Annotated in this window: 14 protein-coding genes; 4 read left to right on the top strand and 10 right to left on the bottom strand. The window is 69.7% G+C overall.

The annotated features are described in order from the left end of the window. Positions 1-6: 6 nt before the first annotated feature. From WG898_RS13505 to WG898_RS13495, 3 genes are read right to left on the bottom strand one after another with little or no spacing between them, the layout of a single operon-like run. Positions 7-3,060, bottom strand: a complete 3,054-nt coding sequence (locus WG898_RS13505; RefSeq protein ID WP_339603329.1) for a CHAT domain-containing protein — start codon at positions 3,058-3,060, stop codon at positions 7-9. A 49-nt stretch (positions 3,061-3,109) separates the two neighbouring features. Continuing rightward, positions 3,110-4,276 (bottom strand): MFS transporter, encoded by a 1,167-nt coding sequence (locus WG898_RS13500; protein ID WP_339603328.1) that lies wholly within the window; start codon positions 4,274-4,276, stop codon positions 3,110-3,112. Then, entirely contained in the window at positions 4,273-5,625 is a 1,353-nt protein-coding gene (locus WG898_RS13495) for a DNA recombination protein RmuC (protein WP_339603327.1), read from the bottom strand. Before WG898_RS13495 ends, WG898_RS13500 begins: the two co-directional genes overlap by 4 nt. A gap of 70 nt (positions 5,626-5,695) precedes the next feature. Between WG898_RS13495 and WG898_RS13490 the strand changes: the two genes are divergently transcribed. Next, positions 5,696-6,481 carry a hypothetical protein gene (locus WG898_RS13490; protein WP_339603326.1) on the top strand — a complete coding sequence of 262 codons (786 nt, stop codon included), beginning with the start codon at positions 5,696-5,698 and terminating at the stop codon, positions 6,479-6,481. 55 nt (positions 6,482-6,536) lie between these two features. Further along, complete coding sequence (locus WG898_RS13485; protein WP_339603325.1) at positions 6,537-8,567, top strand: M13 family metallopeptidase; 2,031 nt, start codon at positions 6,537-6,539, stop codon at positions 8,565-8,567. On the opposite strand, the gene WG898_RS13480 is transcribed toward WG898_RS13485, so the two are convergent. The 5 genes from WG898_RS13480 to WG898_RS13460 are packed head-to-tail and all read right to left on the bottom strand — an operon-like array spanning position 8,568 to position 12,999. Beyond that, positions 8,568-9,533, bottom strand: a complete 966-nt coding sequence (locus WG898_RS13480) for a 2-hydroxyacid dehydrogenase (RefSeq protein WP_339603324.1) — start codon at positions 9,531-9,533, stop codon at positions 8,568-8,570. Between the two features lies 1 nt (position 9,534). Then, on the bottom strand, positions 9,535-10,884 hold the full coding sequence (locus WG898_RS13475; RefSeq protein ID WP_339603323.1) for a sodium:proton antiporter: 1,350 nt from the start codon (positions 10,882-10,884) through the stop codon (positions 9,535-9,537). Continuing rightward, positions 10,884-11,591 (bottom strand): nitroreductase, encoded by a 708-nt coding sequence (locus WG898_RS13470; RefSeq protein WP_339603560.1) that lies wholly within the window; start codon positions 11,589-11,591, stop codon positions 10,884-10,886. The genes WG898_RS13475 and WG898_RS13470 overlap by 1 nt, the downstream gene beginning before the upstream one ends. A gap of 2 nt (positions 11,592-11,593) precedes the next feature. Continuing rightward, complete coding sequence (locus tag WG898_RS13465) at positions 11,594-12,037, bottom strand: acyl-CoA thioesterase (RefSeq protein ID WP_339603322.1); 444 nt, start codon at positions 12,035-12,037, stop codon at positions 11,594-11,596. Next, positions 12,034-12,999: a histone deacetylase family protein gene (locus tag WG898_RS13460; RefSeq protein WP_339603321.1), complete on the bottom strand. Its 966-nt coding sequence runs from the start codon at positions 12,997-12,999 to the stop codon at positions 12,034-12,036. The genes WG898_RS13465 and WG898_RS13460 overlap by 4 nt, the downstream gene beginning before the upstream one ends. A 227-nt stretch (positions 13,000-13,226) precedes the next feature. Here WG898_RS13460 and phaP point away from each other — a divergent pair, with 227 nt between their 5' ends. Further along, positions 13,227-13,781 carry a TIGR01841 family phasin gene (phaP, locus tag WG898_RS13455; protein WP_285233079.1) on the top strand — a complete coding sequence of 185 codons (555 nt, stop codon included), beginning with the start codon at positions 13,227-13,229 and terminating at the stop codon, positions 13,779-13,781. Between the two features lie 151 nt (positions 13,782-13,932). Then, entirely contained in the window at positions 13,933-14,832 is a 900-nt protein-coding gene (locus tag WG898_RS13450) for a DUF3667 domain-containing protein (protein ID WP_339603320.1), read from the top strand. Here the strand turns inward: WG898_RS13450 and WG898_RS13445 are convergent. Together WG898_RS13445 and WG898_RS13440 are read right to left on the bottom strand one after the other, a co-directional pair. Further along, complete coding sequence (locus WG898_RS13445) at positions 14,825-15,448, bottom strand: LON peptidase substrate-binding domain-containing protein (RefSeq protein ID WP_339603319.1); 624 nt, start codon at positions 15,446-15,448, stop codon at positions 14,825-14,827. The two genes, WG898_RS13450 and WG898_RS13445, sit on opposite strands and share 8 nt — an antisense overlap. Positions 15,449-15,459: 11 nt before the next feature. Then, positions 15,460-16,374 (bottom strand): patatin-like phospholipase family protein, encoded by a 915-nt coding sequence (locus WG898_RS13440; protein WP_339603318.1) that lies wholly within the window; start codon positions 16,372-16,374, stop codon positions 15,460-15,462. Positions 16,375-16,405: the final 31 nt, after the last annotated feature.

The raw sequence follows: 16,405 nt of genomic DNA, 5'->3' as shown, positions 1-16,405 counted from the left end.
TCTCTCCTACTGTTGCGGGTCACCAAACAGGGCGTAGCCCGCCCAGTAGAACGGATGCGTCCAGCGTCCGCCACCGAGTTCACCCTCGATAAGGGCAAGCTGCGCCAGACGCAGCGCCTCGGCGCGTGAGGCAGCGGCCTGGTGTTTGAAGCTGGCGGCGCTGAGCGCGGCCGCCGAGGCCGACTCCACCGCCCAATGCGTGGCCAGCACCGAGCGCGTGCCGGCGAAGAAGAAGCCGCGCACCAGACCCGACATGGCCGCCCTGCCGCGCTCGCCCGCGGCGGTGTTGCAGGCCGAGAGCAGCACGGTCTGGGCATTCAGGCGCAGGCTCAGCACATCGTCGAGCTCCAGCAGCGGCGAGGCATGCGGGTCGGCGCTGGCGGCCATCGCCAGCGCCGGCTTGGAGACGCCCGGCAACTCGCCCGGCATCAGGCCATGGGTGGCGAAGGCGACCACGCGGCGGTCAGCCAGCGGCGCCTGCAGCACCGCCTCGCGCGTGGCTTGCGCGCCCAGCAGCAGGTCGGCGGAGGCATCGGCGCCCAGCACCGCGGCCAGCGCCAGCAGTTCCTGGCGCGTCTCCGGCAGGGCCGGGATCTCGCCATAGCGAAAGCCCCATTCGGCGTCGTAGCGCGCCGCGCGCGCGTCCAGGCTACGGCCGGCCGCCGCAGGCTGGCCTTCGAACTGGAAGGCCGGATCGCCAAAGCCGATCAAGGCCTTGGCCGCCAGCGGCCTGGCGCCCGCGCGGCGCAGGCTGTGCAGCGCCGAGGCGGCCGGCAGCTGCGTCAGCGCGACCCGGCGCACCAGCCAGGGTTGCTGCGCGGCCGCCGGCGCGCTGGGCGCGCTCAGCAGCGCGGCAAAGGGCAGGCCGGCAAGCGCGCCGTCGCTGGCCACCATCAGCGAGCGTAGCTCGCGCCAATCGGGCCGCAGCGGCTCGAGCAGCTCGCGATAGACCTCGTGCAGACCCGCGGCAGGCAGGGGCAGCAGCTTGCCCGCGCTGCCCAGGTCAAGCTGGCGGCGCAGCGCCGCGACGCGCTCGGCCCAGCCGGCCGCCGTGACCGCGCTGGCGTGAAAGCGGCTCTGCGTGCCCGGTCCCAGCAGCCACACCAGGGTGGCGCGCTCCAGCGGCTGCACCAGCAGCAGGGCTTCGCCGGGTCGCAGCAAGGACAGCAGCTGCGCGGCCCGCGGCGTGGCCGGCGTGACCAGATCTGCATAGGCCGGAAAGGCCTGGCCCACCTTGTCGCGCTGCGCCTGCAGGGCGGCACGCGCGGCCAGCACCACGGCCTGCTGGGCCTTGATCTGCTCGCGCAGCTGGGCCAGGGCCTCGCGCTGGGCCTTGCGCTCGGTATCCGGCAGCGCCTTCCAGGCCTCGCCGCTCATGCTGCGGCGCATGCGGTCTTCCTGTGTCAGGCTGGCGGCCATGCTGCTCGCCTGGGCGGCGGCGGCGCTGCGCAGGCCCTGCTCCTCGTTGAGCATGGCGCGCAGCGCCGGCGTGGCGGCCAATACGCGCGCGGTGCTGTCGCTGAGCGCGCGCTGGGTGCTGCCAAGCTGGGTGCGATCGGCGATCTGCAGCGCGCGCTCGCTCCAGGCGGGCTCGACCGGCAAACCCTTGAGTGCGCGCTCGGCCACGAACTGCATGAACTCCTCGAGCGCCAGGCCCAGCACATAGCCGCGCACGCCGCGCAGGTCCAGGTCGAGCCAGCCGCCCGGGCTGTCGAGGGTGGCGGCGAACAAGGCCTCGTAATCGCTCAGAGCGCCGGCGAGTTCACCGCGCATCAGCCGCACCAGCGCACGCACGCCAGCCGCCTCCTGGGTCTGCGGATGGGCGCTGCCGTACAGGCGCAGCCGGAAGGCCAGCATGCGCTCGACGGTCTCGAGCGCCTCTTCAAGGCGGCCATTCTTGGCCGCCAGCAGGGCACGCAAGCGCCAGTCAGAGGCGCGCTGGCGTGCCAGGCCGTCGTCCGGCAGGCTGGCAAGGAAGTCGCGGTAGATGGCGTCGGCCTCGGCCCAGCGGCGCAGCCCGATGAGTGCGCGCAGCTGCTCCTGGCGCGCCATCCAGCGCGTGTGGCTGGCGGCGCTGGCGCCGGCGCGCTGCAGCATCTGTTCGGCCAGCTGCGCCGCCGCCAGGCCCGGCTCGTAGCGCTGCGTGGCCACCAGGCCCATGGCCAGGCGGTAATTCCAGCGCGCTCCCAGCGAGTCGCTCAATTGACCGGCGCGCCACAGCGCCAGTTGGTCCTGCGCCACCGCCACCGCCTCGGGCGCGCGCCCCTGGCGCACCAGCGCATAGCAGAGCATGCCCATCGAACCATCCAGCCAGCCATAGGCATCCAGCACCGCGGGATCGCGCGAACCGGGGGCCGCGCCGCGCAGTGCGCGCAGTTGCTGCACCAGCTGCTGCCCCAGACGTACCGCCTCGCGCAGGCTTGCCACCGCGCCGGCCAGATCGCCGTCCCAGCGTTCCACCTCGGCGCGCACCTGCAGGCGCTCGATCTGCATGCGCTGTGCCGCGGGCGGGTCGGCGAGCGCCAGCTCCTTGATGGCCGCGCTGCTGAGCGTCGCGGCGCGCGACCACAGCCTGGCCAGCACATGGCGGTCATGGCCCTGGGCGCTGAAATAGCTTTGCCGCAGTGCCACCGCGGCGCGCGTCGGCAGCGACAGGCCGGCGTCGGCGATGAAGGTCTCGCAAGCCGCCAGCGCCTTGCCCGAACTGCCCCAGATGAACTCGGCGCTGAGGTAGTGGCGTATCCAATCCTCGCCGCCCGGCCGCCCGCGGCCCGCCTGGGCCAGCGCCGCCAGCAGCTCGATGTAGCGCGCCCGCTCGTCGAGCGCCTGGGCCGCGCGCGCCTGGCGCTGCAGCAAGGCATAGCGCGCGTCGGCCGCGCTGGCCGCATCGGGCAGGGGCTGGGCCAGCAGGGCCAAGGCCTCCTCGCGGCCGAGCTTGCCGCTACCGAGTTCGGGCTCCTCCAGGCCGGGGGGCGGCTCTTCCTCGTTCTGCGCCCGCGCCGTCGGCGCGGCCACGAGCAGGCACAGCATCAGGTAGGCAACACACCATCGCAGCCACATCGAGCACCTCCCGGCACAGCTGGGCCCATGCTAAGAACATGCCGGCAAATTAGCCAGTGGATCCGCTGCGCCGCTGCAGCGCGCGCGCCGGCAGCTGCGCCAGCAGCAGCAGCGTGGCCATCAGCCACAGCGGCGCGGCCGCCACGCTGGCCGCCGCCAGCAGGCCGAAGCCCAGCGGCATCGCGACCGTCGCGCCATTGGTGGCCAGCATGCGCAGGCCCAGGGCCTGGCCATGGCGCTCGGCCGGCGTGATCTGGTGCAGCATGGCCATCACCATGGGCTGCACCGAGCCCAGCGCCAGCCCCAGCACGGCCGAGCCCAGCATCAGGCCGACGGTGCCGGGCAGCCAGGCATAGGCGGCCAACGTCAGGGTGGCCAGCAGCATGGCGCAGCGCAGGGCCTTGAGCTCGTCGAGCCGGCCGGCCCAGCGCACGATGGCCAGGCGCACCAGGGTGGCGGCCAGCGCGAACGAGCCCAGCACCAGGCCTATGCTGGAGGCGCTGAGGCCACGCGCATGGCCCACCACCGGCACCACGAAGCTGTGCGCATCCCAGGCGGAGGCCAGCACGATGTTGAGCAGCAGCAGCCAGCGCAGCGGGCCGGTCTTCAGCAGCTCCCAGGCCGGGCGGCTGCGCGCCTGCGTGCTTGGCGGCTTCGGCGTATGGCGTGGCACGCGCCGCGCCAGGCCCCAGGCCAGCAGCGGCAACAGCACCGCCAGGCCGAAGGCGGCGCGGTAGCCCAGATGGTCGATCAGCAGGCCGGTGCAGATCGGCGCCAAGGTATTCGAGAGCGCCGGGCCCAGCGCGACCCAGCTGAACACGCGCTTGAGCTGGCTGGGGTCGTCGGCCAGCTGACCGGCCTCGCGCTGGATCGCCACGGCCGCCACCGCGATGGCGCCGCCGCTGGCCAGGCAGCTGAAGGCGATCGCCGGCAGGCTTTGCGAGGCCAGCGCCACCAGGGCGCCAGCACCGGCCATCAGCACGCCTATGCCCACCGGCCGATGCAGGCCATGCCGATCGGCCAGCCCGCCGGCCCATATCGACAGCACGATGGGGGCGAACGCGAACAGGCTCAGCAGCAGGCCCACCATCCACTCGCCATGGCCGGCCTGCAGCACCCACAGGCTGCCCGCCACGCGCGTCACCGCCATGCAGGCATGCACGGCGATGAGAGTGGCGATCAGCCAGGGAAAAGCGCGCCGCCGAGCTGGACTCACTCCTCGGCGTCCTCACCGGCATCCGGCAGCCCCAGCTGCAGCAGCTTCTGCGTGGCCTCGTCGGGCAGCGCCTCCACGCTCTTGAGCTTGCGCGTCATCTGGCGCGTGCGGGTCTCGGCCTGCTCGATGGTGTTGCTGGCCTCGTCAAGCTTCTTCTTGGTCTTGGCCAGCACATCGCCGAACTTGCCGAACTCGGTCTTGACCGCGCCCAGCACCTCCCAGACCTCGGCCGAGCGCTTTTCCAGCGCCAGCGTGCGAAAGCCCATCTGCAGGCTGGTCAGCGTGGCCAGCAAGGTGGTGGGGCCCACCAGCATGACCTTGTGCTCGCGCTGCAGCACCTCCACCAGACCGGGGCGGCGCAGCGCCTCGGCATACAGGCCCTCGGTGGGCACGAACAGCATGCCGAAATCGGTGGTGTGGGGCGGCGCGATGTATTTCTCGCGTATCGTCCTGGCCTCCAGGCGCAGGCGCGTCTCGATGGCCTTGCCGGCGGCCTCCACGCCGGCGGCATCGGCACGGTCCTGCGCCTCCAGCAGGCGCTCGTAGTCCTCGCGCGGGAACTTCGCGTCGATGGGCAGCCACAGCGGCGCGCCATCGTCGCGTTGGCCCGGCAGGCGGATCGCGAACTCGACGCGCTCGCTGCTGCCCGGGATGGTGGCCACATTGGCGGCGTACTGCTCGGGCGTGAACACCTGCTCCAAGAGGCCCGCCAGCTGCACCTCGCCAAAGATGCCGCGCGTCTTCACATTCGTCAGCACGCGGTTCAGCGCGCCGACATCGCGCGCCAGGTTCTGCATCTCGCCCAGGCCCTTGTGCACCTGCTCCAGGCGCTCGGCCACCTGCTTGAAGCTCTCGCCCAGGCGCTGCTCCAGCGTGGCGTGCAGCTTCTCGTCCACGGTGGCACGCATCTGCTCGAGCTTCTTCTCGTTGTCCTGCTGGATCGCGGTAAGGCGCTGCTCGACGGCGGTTTGCACCTGCGCCAGGCGCAGCTCGTTGCTCGCGGACATGGTCTTGAGCTGCTCGCGCATCGCGTCGGTCAGGCGCAGCATCGCCTGGTCCTGCGCTTCGCGCGAGGCAAGCGCCTGTGCGGCGAGCGACTGGTTGCTGTTCTGCAGCCCCAGGTTCAGGGTCTGCTGGAACTGCGCCAGGCTGGCCAGCAGCTCCTGGCGCGTGCCGCTGGCGCTGCGGCCCAGCTCGTCGCGCAGCTCGCGCTCCAGGCGCTCGCTGCTCTGTTGCACCACCGCCACCCACTGGTCGGCACCCTCGCCACGACGGCCCCGCAGTGCCAGCACGATCAACACCGCCAGCAGCAGCAAGGCCGCCAGCAACAGGATTTCTACAAGACTCATGCGGCCATTGTCTCAGCGCCATGGCCTCCGGCACGCAGCGTTGGGCGCACTACGACGTAGAGTGCCCGCCATGCCTCAAATCGACCGCCACCAGCTCATCGCCTGCCTGCGCCAGGCCCTGCAAAACCTGCCCGAGGTGCTGGCCGCCTGGGAGGGCGGCAGCGCCGCGTTCAGCTACCTGGACGAGCTGTCCGATGTGGACGCGGTGGCGGTGGTGGAAGACAACGCGCTGGACGCCGTGTTCAGCGCCGTGGAGGCGGCCCTCACGCAGCTCAGCCCGGTGACGCTGCGCCACGATGTGGCCGGCAGCGTGGGCTACACGCAGAAGTTCTACCGCCTGCGCGACGCCAGCGAATTCCTGGTGCTGGACCTGGTGCTGCTGCGGCGCAGCGACCCGCTGCTGTTCCGCGAGGTGGAGTTGCATGGCGAGGGCAAGACCTGGTTCGACCGCGCCGGTCTGCTCACGCCGGCACATCTTGATGCCCGCGCCGACCTGGCCGCCGCGCGTGCCCGCATCGCGCCGCTGCGCAGCGGCTTCGAGATGTTCCAGCACATCGTCAGCAAGGAGCGGCTGCGCGGGCGCGCGGTGGAAGCACTGCAGTTCTACCAGGCGATGTCGCTGCGGCCGCTGGTGGAGGCGCTGCGCCTGCTGCATTGCCCGCACAAGCGGGGTTTCGGATTGCGCTACCTGGCGCGCGACCTGCCTGCCGAGCTGCTGCCGCGCATCGAACGCCTGGCCTATGTGGCCGATCTCCAGGACCTTGAAGCCAAGCACGCCGAGCTGCAGCGTTGGTTCCGCGAGACGATCTTGGCCCTCGAACAGGGGGAGTTAGGGAAACCGCCAGGCCCAAACTAGTGGCTTCGTGCGCGCGTGGCCCTAGCCTTGCGGCACTTTATTCAAGACCTGCCGTATGAAATCGACAACCTTTCTCTTCAAGCTCAGCGCCCTGGCGCTGCTGGTCCAGCTCAGCGGCCAGGCCCTCGCCAGCCCGGCGGCCACCGGCCTGGACCGCCATGGTTTCGACGCCCAGGTACGCGCGCAGGACGACCTCTATCGCGCCGTCAACGGCCAATGGCTCAAGGCCACCGCCATCCCTGGCGACCGTGCGGTGATCGGCACCTTCACCGACCTCAGCGACCGTGCCGATGCGCGCCTGCGCAGCATCGTCGAGGGCCTGGCCGCCAAGCCGCAAAAGCCCGGCAGCAAAGAGGCCCAGATCGGCACCTTCTACAGCGCCTACCTGGACCTGGACGCGATCGAGCGCGCCGGCCTGGCGCCCATGCAGCCGCTGCTGGCCGAGATCGACGCGATCGACAGCCGCGCCGCGCTGGCGCAATGGCAGGGCCGCATGCAGGGCCGCGTGCTCACGCCGCTGCAGTTGGACGTGCTGCCCGATTTCAAGCAGCCCGGCATCAACCGCGCCCTGCTGCGCCAGAGCGGCCTGGGCCTGCCCAGCCGCGACTATTACCTGAAGGCAGACGACGCCCGCATGGCTCGGGCGCGTGCCGCCTACATCGCCTATCTGACCCTGCTGGCGGGCCAGATAGGCGAGCCTGCGCCGGCCGAGGCCGCGCAGCGCGTGATGGCGCTGGAACAGCGCATCGCCGCCCTGCATTGGGACGAGGTGGAGAGCCGCGACTCGGTGAAGATCTACAACCCCTTTACACCCGCGCAACTGAGCGAGCAGGTGCCCGGCTATGACTGGCAGGGCCTGCTGTCCGCGGCGCAGATGCCGCAGGTGGACAAGCTGGTGGTCTGGCAACCCAGCGCCGCCTGGGGCATCGCCAAGCTGCTGGCCGAGGCGCCGCTGGCCGACTGGAAGCTCTACCAGAAGCTGCACAGCCTGGACGCCCATGCCGCGGTGCTGCCCAAGACCATACGCGAGGCGCGCTTTGCCTTCCATGGCACCGCGCTGACAGGTGCCAGCGAGGAGCGGCCGCGCTGGCAGCAGGGCATCAACGCCGTCAACGAGGCGCTGGGCGAGGCGCTGGGCCAGCTCTATGTGGCCAGGCATTTCCCGGCCGCCCACAAGGCGCGCATGCAGGCCCTGGTGGCCAACCTGATGGCGGCCTTTGGCGACTCCATCGACACCCTGGACTGGATGAGCGCCGAGACCAGGGCACAGGCCAAGATCAAGCTCTCCAAGTACAGCGTCAAGATCGGCTATCCCGACGCCTGGCGCGACTACGGCGCGCTGCAGGTGCGCGCCGGCGACGCGCTGGGCAACCGCGCGCGTGCGGCGGCGTTTGAGTGGGCGCGCATCGCCGCCAAGGTGGGCCGGCCGGTGGACCGCGCCGAATGGGGCATGTTCCCGCAGCAGGTGAATGCCTACTACGAGCCCACCACCAACGAGATCGTGTTCCCGGCCGCCATCCTGCAGCCGCCCTTCTTCGACATGAAGGCCGACGACGCCGTCAACTACGGCGCCATCGGCGCCATCATCGGCCACGAGATCAGCCATGGCTTCGACGACGACGGCAGCCAGTTCGACGGCGACGGCATGCTGCGCAACTGGTGGACCGAGACCGACCGGAAGGCCTTCGAGGCGGTGGGCGCCAAGCTGGTGCAGCAATACGCGGGCTACGAGGCCATCCCCGGCAAGCAGGTGAACGGCCAGCTCACGCTGGGCGAAAACATCGCCGACCTCTCCGGCCTGCAGGTGGCCTACAAGGCCTACCAGCGCTCGCTCAAGGGCAAGCCCGCGCCGGTGCTGGGCGGGCTGAGCGGCGAGCAGCGCTTCTTCATGGGCTGGTCGCAGGGCTGGCGCGAGAAGATGCGCGAGGAGCGCAGCCTGCAGCTGCTGACCGCCGACCCGCATGCCCCGGCCGAGTTCCGCGCCAATGGCGCGCCGGTGAACATCGACGCCTTCCACCAGGCCTTCGGCACCAAGCCCGGCGACAAGCTCTTCAAGCCGGCCGCCGAGCGCATCCGCATCTGGTGATCAGTTGAGCGCGCTGGGCATCTGCGCGCCGGCGAAGAAGGCGATCAGGTTGTCGACCGCCAGCTGGCACATGGCGCGGCGCGTCGGCAGCGATGCGCTGGCGATGTGCGGCGTCAGCACCACGTTAGGCAGCTGCAGCAGCGCGGGGTGCACCGCGGGTTCGCCCTCGAACACGTCCAGGCCCGCGGCGGCGATGTGGCCCGCGGCCAGCGCTTCGGCCAGCGCGGCGTCGTCCACCACGCCGCCGCGCGCGATATTGGTGAGCGTGGCGCTGGGCTTCATCAGCGCCAGCTCGCGCGCCGCCACGATGTGGTGCGAGGCGGGCGTGTAGGGCAGCACGATCACCAGGTGGTCGGCCTGGCGCAGCAGCTCGTCCTTCTCGACCCAGCGCGCCGCGATCGGCGCTTCCTGTGCGGCGGGCAGGCGGCTACGGTTGTGATAAAGCACCGGCATGCCGAAGCCCAAGGCGCCGCGCCTGGCGATCGCCTGGCCGATGCGGCCCATGCCCAGGATGCCCAGGGTCGCGCCATGCACGTCGGCGCCGGCGAACAGGTCCACGCGCCATTGCTTCCAGTCGCCGCGGCGCAGGTAATGCTCGCTCTCACTGATGCGGCGCGCCGCCGCCATCATGAGCGCGAAGCCGAAGTCGGCGGTGGTCTCGGTGAGCACGTCGGGCGCATTGCTGACGCGCACGCCGCGCGCGCTGCAAGCCTCCAGGTCCACATTGTTGTAGCCCACCGTCATCAGGCAGACCGCGCGCAGGTCCGGACAGGCGTCCAGCAGGGTGGCGTCGATGCGCTCGGTGCCCGACGCGAACAGGCCCTGCTTGCCCTGCAGGCGCCGCGTCAGCTCGGCCGGCGGCAGCGGCTCGTCGGCGTCGTGCAGATCGACCTCGCAATGCGCGCGCAGGCACTCGACGATGTCGGGGAAGATGCGGCGCGCGACCAGGACTTGAGGTTTTTCCATCTCAACGGAACCAGATGAATGTCATGAGCACAAACAGCGGCAGCAGCACCGCGGCGGCCCAGGCCATATAGCCAAAGAAGCTGGGCATGCGGATGCCGCGCTCCTCCGCAATTGCCTTGACCATGAAGTTGGGGGCGTTGCCGATATAGCTGTTGGCGCCCATGAAGACCGAGCCGGCCGACAACGCCGCCAGGGTGCTGGCGAGCGGGCCCATCAGCTGCTGCGGATCGCCGCCGGCCAGGTTGAAAAACACCAGATAGGTGGGCGCGTTGTCGAGGAAGGACGAGAGCGCGCCGCTGAACCAGAAATAGGCCCAGGGCAAGGGCTCGCCATGCGCACCGGTGACGGCGCGCGCGATCGGCGCAAACGCGCCCTGCTCGCCCGCCTTGAGCATGGCCAGCACCGGCACCATGGTGAGGAAGATGCCGGCAAACAGCTTGGCCACCTCCTGCATCGGCCCCCAGCTGAACTGGTTGCGCTGGCGCAGGCCGCGCGGCGTGATCGCCAGCGACCAGGCCGTCACCGCCAGCAGGCCGAGGTCGCGCGCCAGCCCCGGCAGGCCCAGCTCGACACCCAGCACCCGCACGCTGACGCCGGGCTTCCAGATACCGCTCAGCAGCACCAGACCCACCACCGCGGCCAGCGGCAGCAGGTTCCAGGCGCCCAGCAGGCCCAGGCGATCGTCGTCGGGGGTCGGGTCTTGCCTCCTCACCCCCTCTCTTCGGTACCAGTAGCTGTCGACGGCATAGAAGATCGCCAGCAGGGCGAGCACCAGGAACAGGGTCTGGGGCGCGATCGCCTTGAGCGTCCAGAAGAAGTCCACCCCCTGCAAAAAGCCCAGGAACAGCGGCGGGTCGCCCAGCGGCGTGAGCGCGCCGCCGGCGTTGGAGACGATGAAGATGAAGAACACCAGCACATGGGCGGCGTGGCGGCGGTTGTCGTTGGCGCGTATCAGCGGCCGCGCCATCAGCATCGAGGCGCCGGTGGTGCCCATCACGCTGGCCAACAGCGCGCCGATCGCCATCAGCCCCGCGTTCAGGCCCGGGCTGCCATGCAGGTTGCCGCGCACATAGATGCCGCCTGCGGTACTGAAAAGCGCGGTTAGCAGGATGATGAAGGGCAGGTAGTCGGTAAGCAGGGTATGGGCCAGCAGCTCGCCGGCCGCGTCCAGGCCCTGGTTGGCGGCGAAGGGCAGCAGGAAGGCGAGCGCCCAGCCCGCCGCGATCTTGCCGTAATGGCGATGCCAGATCGTTGCCGCCAACAGTGGCATCAGGGCGATGGACAGCAGCATGCCCGCGAAGGGCAGGCCCCACCAGGCGCCCAAGTTGCTCAGCGCGTCGGGCGTGGCCATCAGTCGGCCAGGAAGCGGGTGAACTCGGCCACCGGCGCGCGCTCGGTCACCAGGCTGTTCTCCACCGCGGCCGGGTCGGCATGGCCCAGCGCCATGCCGCACACCAGCATCTGCTGGGGGCCGAACCGCAGCTCATCGGCGATCAGGCGGTGAAACTGGGTGAAGGCCGCTTGCGGGCAGGTGTGCAGGCCGCGCGCGCGCGCGGCGATCATGATGTTCTGCAGAAACATGCCGTAGTCCAGCCAGCTGCCCTGCTGCATGACGCGATCAATGCTGAAGATCAGGCCCACCGGCGCGTCGAAGAACTGGTAGTTACGGCCATGCTGGTCGTGCATGCGGGCCTTGTCGGTCTTGCCTATGCCCAGGAGGCCGTAGAGGTCCCAGCCTACCTTGCGGCGCCGCTCGATATAGGGCGAGGCCCATTCGCGCGGGTAGTAGGCATATTCCTCCTGATGGGTGGAGAGCTCCGCCGGGTCGTCGAAGGCGGCCTGGATGCGCGCCGAGAAGCGCTGCTTGGCCGCGCCCGTGAGTACATGCACCTGCCAGGGTTGGGTGTTCGTTCCAGAAGGTGCCCTAGCCGCGACGCACAGGATCTCCTCGATGCAGGCGCGGCTCACCTCGGTGGGCAGGAAGGCACGCATCGAGTGGCGGCTCGTGATGGCGGCATCCACCGCGGCGGTCTCGGCGGGGCTGGGCTTGTCGAACAGGTTCACGGTGTCAATCCTTCCAGGGCTTTCAGATAGGGGTCGGGCAAGGCCGCGACGGGGCGGCGCGAGTCGCGGTCCACATAGACATGCACGAAGTGACCACGCGCGGCGCACAAGGTCTGCCCGGCTGCAAACAGGCCGATCTCGTAGCGCACGCTGGAGCGGCCGCGCTGCGTCACGCGCAGGCCGGCTTCCAGCTGCTGCGGGAACGCCAGCGAGTCGAAGAAGTTGCAATGCGTCTCGACCACCAGGCCGATCACCTCGCCGCCATGGATGTCCAGCGCACCCTGGGCGATCAGGTACTGGTTCACCGCGGTGTCAAAGAGGCTGTAGTAGACGACGTTGTTGAGATGGCCGTAGATGTCGTTGTCCATCCAGCGCGTGCCCAGGCTGAGGAACTGGGCATAGCTGGCGCGGCTGTCGGGGGCAGGTCTTGCGTCGCTCATGCCGCGATTGTTCCATCAGCGCCGGCCCAGCGCTGCCACGCCCGCGACGCCGCGGCCAGGGTGTTCAGCTGCACCGCCAGCATGCTGGCAAGGTCGTGGCCATAGCCACCGGCCATGGCCAGCGCCACCGGGATGCGGCGCTCGGCCAGGGCCTGCAGCACGAACTCGTCGCGCGCCAGCATGCCGGCGGTGCTGAGCTTGAGCCGGCCCAGGCGGTCGCCCTCATGCGGGTCGGCGCCGGCCAGGTAGAAGGCCAGCCCGACGCCGCCACAAGCCGCCCACACCTGCGCCAGCCCGGCCTCCAGCGCCGCCAGATACTCAGCATCACCGCAGCCGTCCGGCAGTTCCACATCCAGATCACTGGCCTCCTTGCGCAAGGGAAAGTTCTTCGCGCCATGCATGGAGAAGGTGAACACCGAGGGGTCGTCGCGAAAGATCGCCGCCGTGCCATTGCCCTGGTGCACGTCCAGGTCGATCACCAGCACGCGCAGGCCCGGCAAGGCCGGGCCATGGGCGCGCTGCTGCCCGGCCTTCCACTCGACCTGCAGCAGGCGCGCCGCCACCGCCACGTCGTTGAAGACGCAAAAGCCACTCCCCTTGTCGGCATGGGCGTGGTGGGTACCGCCGGCCAGATTCACCGCCACCCCTTCGGCCAGGGCGGCGCGTGCGGCGGCGATGCTGGCACCGACCGAATGGCAGGAGCGCGCCGCCAGCGAGGGCGACCAGGGGAAGCCGATCTCGCGCTGCTCGGCCGCGCTGAGCCGGCCCTGCAAGACCTTGTCCACATAGTCCGGCGTATGGACCAAGGCCAGCTCGGCATCGCTGGCGGGCAGCGCGGCACGCAGCCGTATCGCCCCGGGCGCGCGCTCGATCTGCTCGCGCAAGAGGCGGTATTTGCTGTACGGGAAGCGGTGCCCGGGCGGCAGGGCCAGGCTGTGGGCGTCGGAATGAAAGGCCAGCATGGCCGCCACCATAGCCGCTTTGCCGCCGCCCTGTCATGTGGGGGTCACGCAGGCCAGCCATGCTGCGCCAGTGCTTGCTGAATGATTGCTGCACCGCACAAAAAGTTCTTGCATTCGCCGCCAACACCCCTATACTTCGGTTCATGTTGCAGTGCACCATAAACACTGTGAACGAGGTCCACGAGTAAATCCCGCGGAAATCCCGCTCAGTTTTTTAGGAGAACACCATGCTGACTGCTGAACAAATCTTTGCTGCTCACAAGGCCAATGTCGAAACCCTGTTCGGTCTGACCAACAAGGCCTTCGAAGGCGTTGAGAAGCTGGTCGAGCTGAACCTGCAAGTGGCCAAGACGGCCCTGGGCGAAGTCGCCGACACCACCCAAGCCGCCCTGTCGGTGAAGGACGCACAAGAGCTGCTGGCCCTGCAAGCCGCATTGCTGCAACCCTCCGCCGAGAAGGCCGCTTCCTACAGCCGCCATCTGTACGACATCGCCGCCGCCACCAACGCCGAAGTGGTGAAGGTTGCCGAGGCCCAACTGGCCGATGCCCAAGCCAAGTTCGCCGCCGTGGTGGAAACCGCGTCGAAGAACGCCCCGGCCGGCACCGAGAACGCCGTGGCCCTGGTGAAGTCGGCCGTGGCCGCTGCCAACAACGCCTTCGAGAACGTGCAAAAGGCTGCCAAGCAAGCCTCCGAAGTGGCCGAAGCCAACTTCAATGCCGTGACCAACACCGCCGTCAAGGCCAGCCAGACCGCCAGCCGCTCGTCCAAGCGCGCTGCCTAAGCTGCCACTCACGATTGTCTCCTCGGTACCCCGGCGGACCCCACGCGGGTCTTGCCACCGTACCGTTCAAGGCCCGATGCTTGCATCGGGCTTTTTTTCGTCCGGGCCGGGCAGTCGGGCTGCTAGCATGCGCGCCAAAAGGCCCGATCGAATGACGCTCAAGTCCCTTGTCAGCATGCCCCAGGCGCGACCCGGCCATTGCGCCAACTGCGGCAGCGCCCTGCCTGAGCCGCCACCCAGGTTCTGCAGCGCCTGCGGCCAGGAGACAAGCCTCAAACCGCCCAGCCTGCTGGAGTTCCTGCAGCAGTTCGGCGGCGCCTATATCTCCACCGAGGGCGCGCTGTGGCGCACGCTGTGGCGCCTGCTGCTGCTGCCCGGCCAGTTGACCCTGGAATACTTTGCCGGACGACGCCGCCATTTCGTGTTGCCGCTGCGCCTGTACCTGACCATCAGTGTGCTGGCCCTGGTGGCGATCCGCTTCAGCGGTGTGCTCGACGTCGAGGGCAAGCCCGAGAACCTGATCAGGTTCGACACCCCCAGGCCCACCGAGACCTTTTTCGAATGGGGTACGCACCGCGCCGGGCTGAAGGAGGGCGAGTTCTACTGCGAGCAGCTGCCGGCCAAGCTGTGCGAACGCGTGCAGCGCCGCATCAAGATGGACCCCGAGGCCACCGCCGGCCTGGTGCGCGAGCTGCCCGAGCGCTTTATCAGCAACCTGGGCTCGGCCATGTTCGTGATGCTGCCCTTCTTCGCCTTCTGGCTGAAGCTGGTCTACGTCGACAAGCGGCGCCGCTACACCGAGCACCTGGTGTTCGCCCTGCACCTGCATGCCTTCTGGTTCGCGATGGCGCTGCTGCTCGTCAGCGGCGTCAAGCCCCTCGTGATCGGAGCGGCGGCGGCGATCAACGTCTACCCCTTGATCGCCCTGCATCGCGTCTACCGCACGCGCTGGTGGAGCACGCTCTTGCGCGCCTTTGTGCTGCTCGTCGCCTACACCAGCACGCTGAGCATCGGCCTTGCCTTTGTGCTGCTGTGGGCCTTCTTTAGCTAGGACGCAGCTGATCAAGATGGTCGGCCACCAGCTCCAGGCGCAGCAGGGGGTTGTCCAGCGCCATCAGGCGCTGCTTGTCGGCCTGCGGCAGCGGCAGCAGCTCGCACCAGCGATTCGCCAGCCAGCCACAGTCGTTCCAGTGGTAGGGCGGCTGCAGCGGCAGATCCTCGCTGGCCACCGCCTGCTCGAAGCGGCTCAGCAAGACCTGCAGCTGGCGGCTGACGCGCTGCAGATCCTCGGGCACCGGCACCTGCTGGTCTTCCGCCAGCAGGCGCGCCTGGCCTACCCACAGCCCATGCGGCAGCTGCAGGCGGCTGGCCAGCTCGAAGCGCTGGCCGCCGCGGCAGCGGATCTGCAGCAAGCCCGGCTGCGGGCGCTCGCAGCGCTCGAGATGCGCCAGCGTGCCGGCGGCGTGAAAGGCTTCGGCCTTGAAACCACCGGCAGCGTCGCGCTGGCGCACCTCGCCGCCCGCGGTCAACGCCACCACGCCGAAGGGCTCGCCGCTCTTGAGGCAGCGCTGGATCAGGTCCAGATAACGCGGCTCGAAGATGCGCAGCTCCAGCAGGCCGCCGGGGAACAGCACCGAGTCGAGCGGAAAAAGTTCGACTCCTTGCATGGCCTGCCCCATCAGCGCGTCTTGGCAGCGATGCGCAGGCGCAGCTGCGCCAGCATCGCCATGGCCGCCTCGCGGCCGGCCTGGATGCTGCGCTTGCGCGCGCCGAAGTCGGCGCTGCCCACGCCGTCCAGCCGCGGCCGCATCACCACATCGGCCTCGCGCAGTTCGAAGTTGTTGATCGAGCGCCCCATGATGGAGAAGGTCTGCAGCAGCATGCGCATGGCGTCGCCCGGCGGCTTGGCCTCGGGCGGCTCGGAGATGTCCACCGCGATGATGAGATCGGCCCCCATCTGGCGCGCAAAGCGCACCGGTACCGGCGCCACCAGGCCGCCGTCCACATATTCGCGCGCGCCGATCTTGACCGGCTGGAACACCGCCGGCACCGAGCTGGAGGCGCGCACCGCCGCGCCGGTGTCGCCGGTCTGGAACAGGATGGCCGAGCCGTCCGAGAGATCGGTGGCGACAATGCCCAGCGGCAGCGCCATCTGCTCGATCAGCTTGTTGCCGGTCTGGGCGCGCACATAGCGGGCCAGCGCCTCGCCACGGATCAGGCCGCGGGTCGGGAAGGCCCAGTCGGTGATGGCACCCTCGTCCATGCCCTCGGCCAGGGTGGCGAGCTCCTTGCCGTTCTTGCCCGAGGCATAGAGTGCGGCCACCAGGCTGCCGGCCGAGGTGCCTGCCACCAGATCGACCTTGACGCCCTGCTCCTCCAACACCTGGATCACGCCGATATGCGCGAAACCGCGCGCCGCCCCGCCGCCCAGCGCCAGGCCGATGCGCGGCGGCTTGGGCACGACGGGCCTGGGCACCGCGGGCGGTTCGGGTTCGGGCTGGACGGCGGGCTGGCGCGGTGCGCTGGAACAGGCGGCCAGCGCCAGGCCAAGCAAGAGGAGCGCGACGCGGCGCGACACGGAAGACAAGGGCATGCGGCATTCTAGGGACGAACCCTGGCACGGC

Origin of the sequence: Paucibacter soli, from assembly GCF_037482845.1 — a bacterium.
Taxonomy (GTDB): Bacteria; Pseudomonadota; Gammaproteobacteria; order Burkholderiales; family Burkholderiaceae_C; genus Paucibacter_B; species Paucibacter_B soli.
This window is presented reverse-complemented; position numbering and strand designations above follow the sequence as displayed.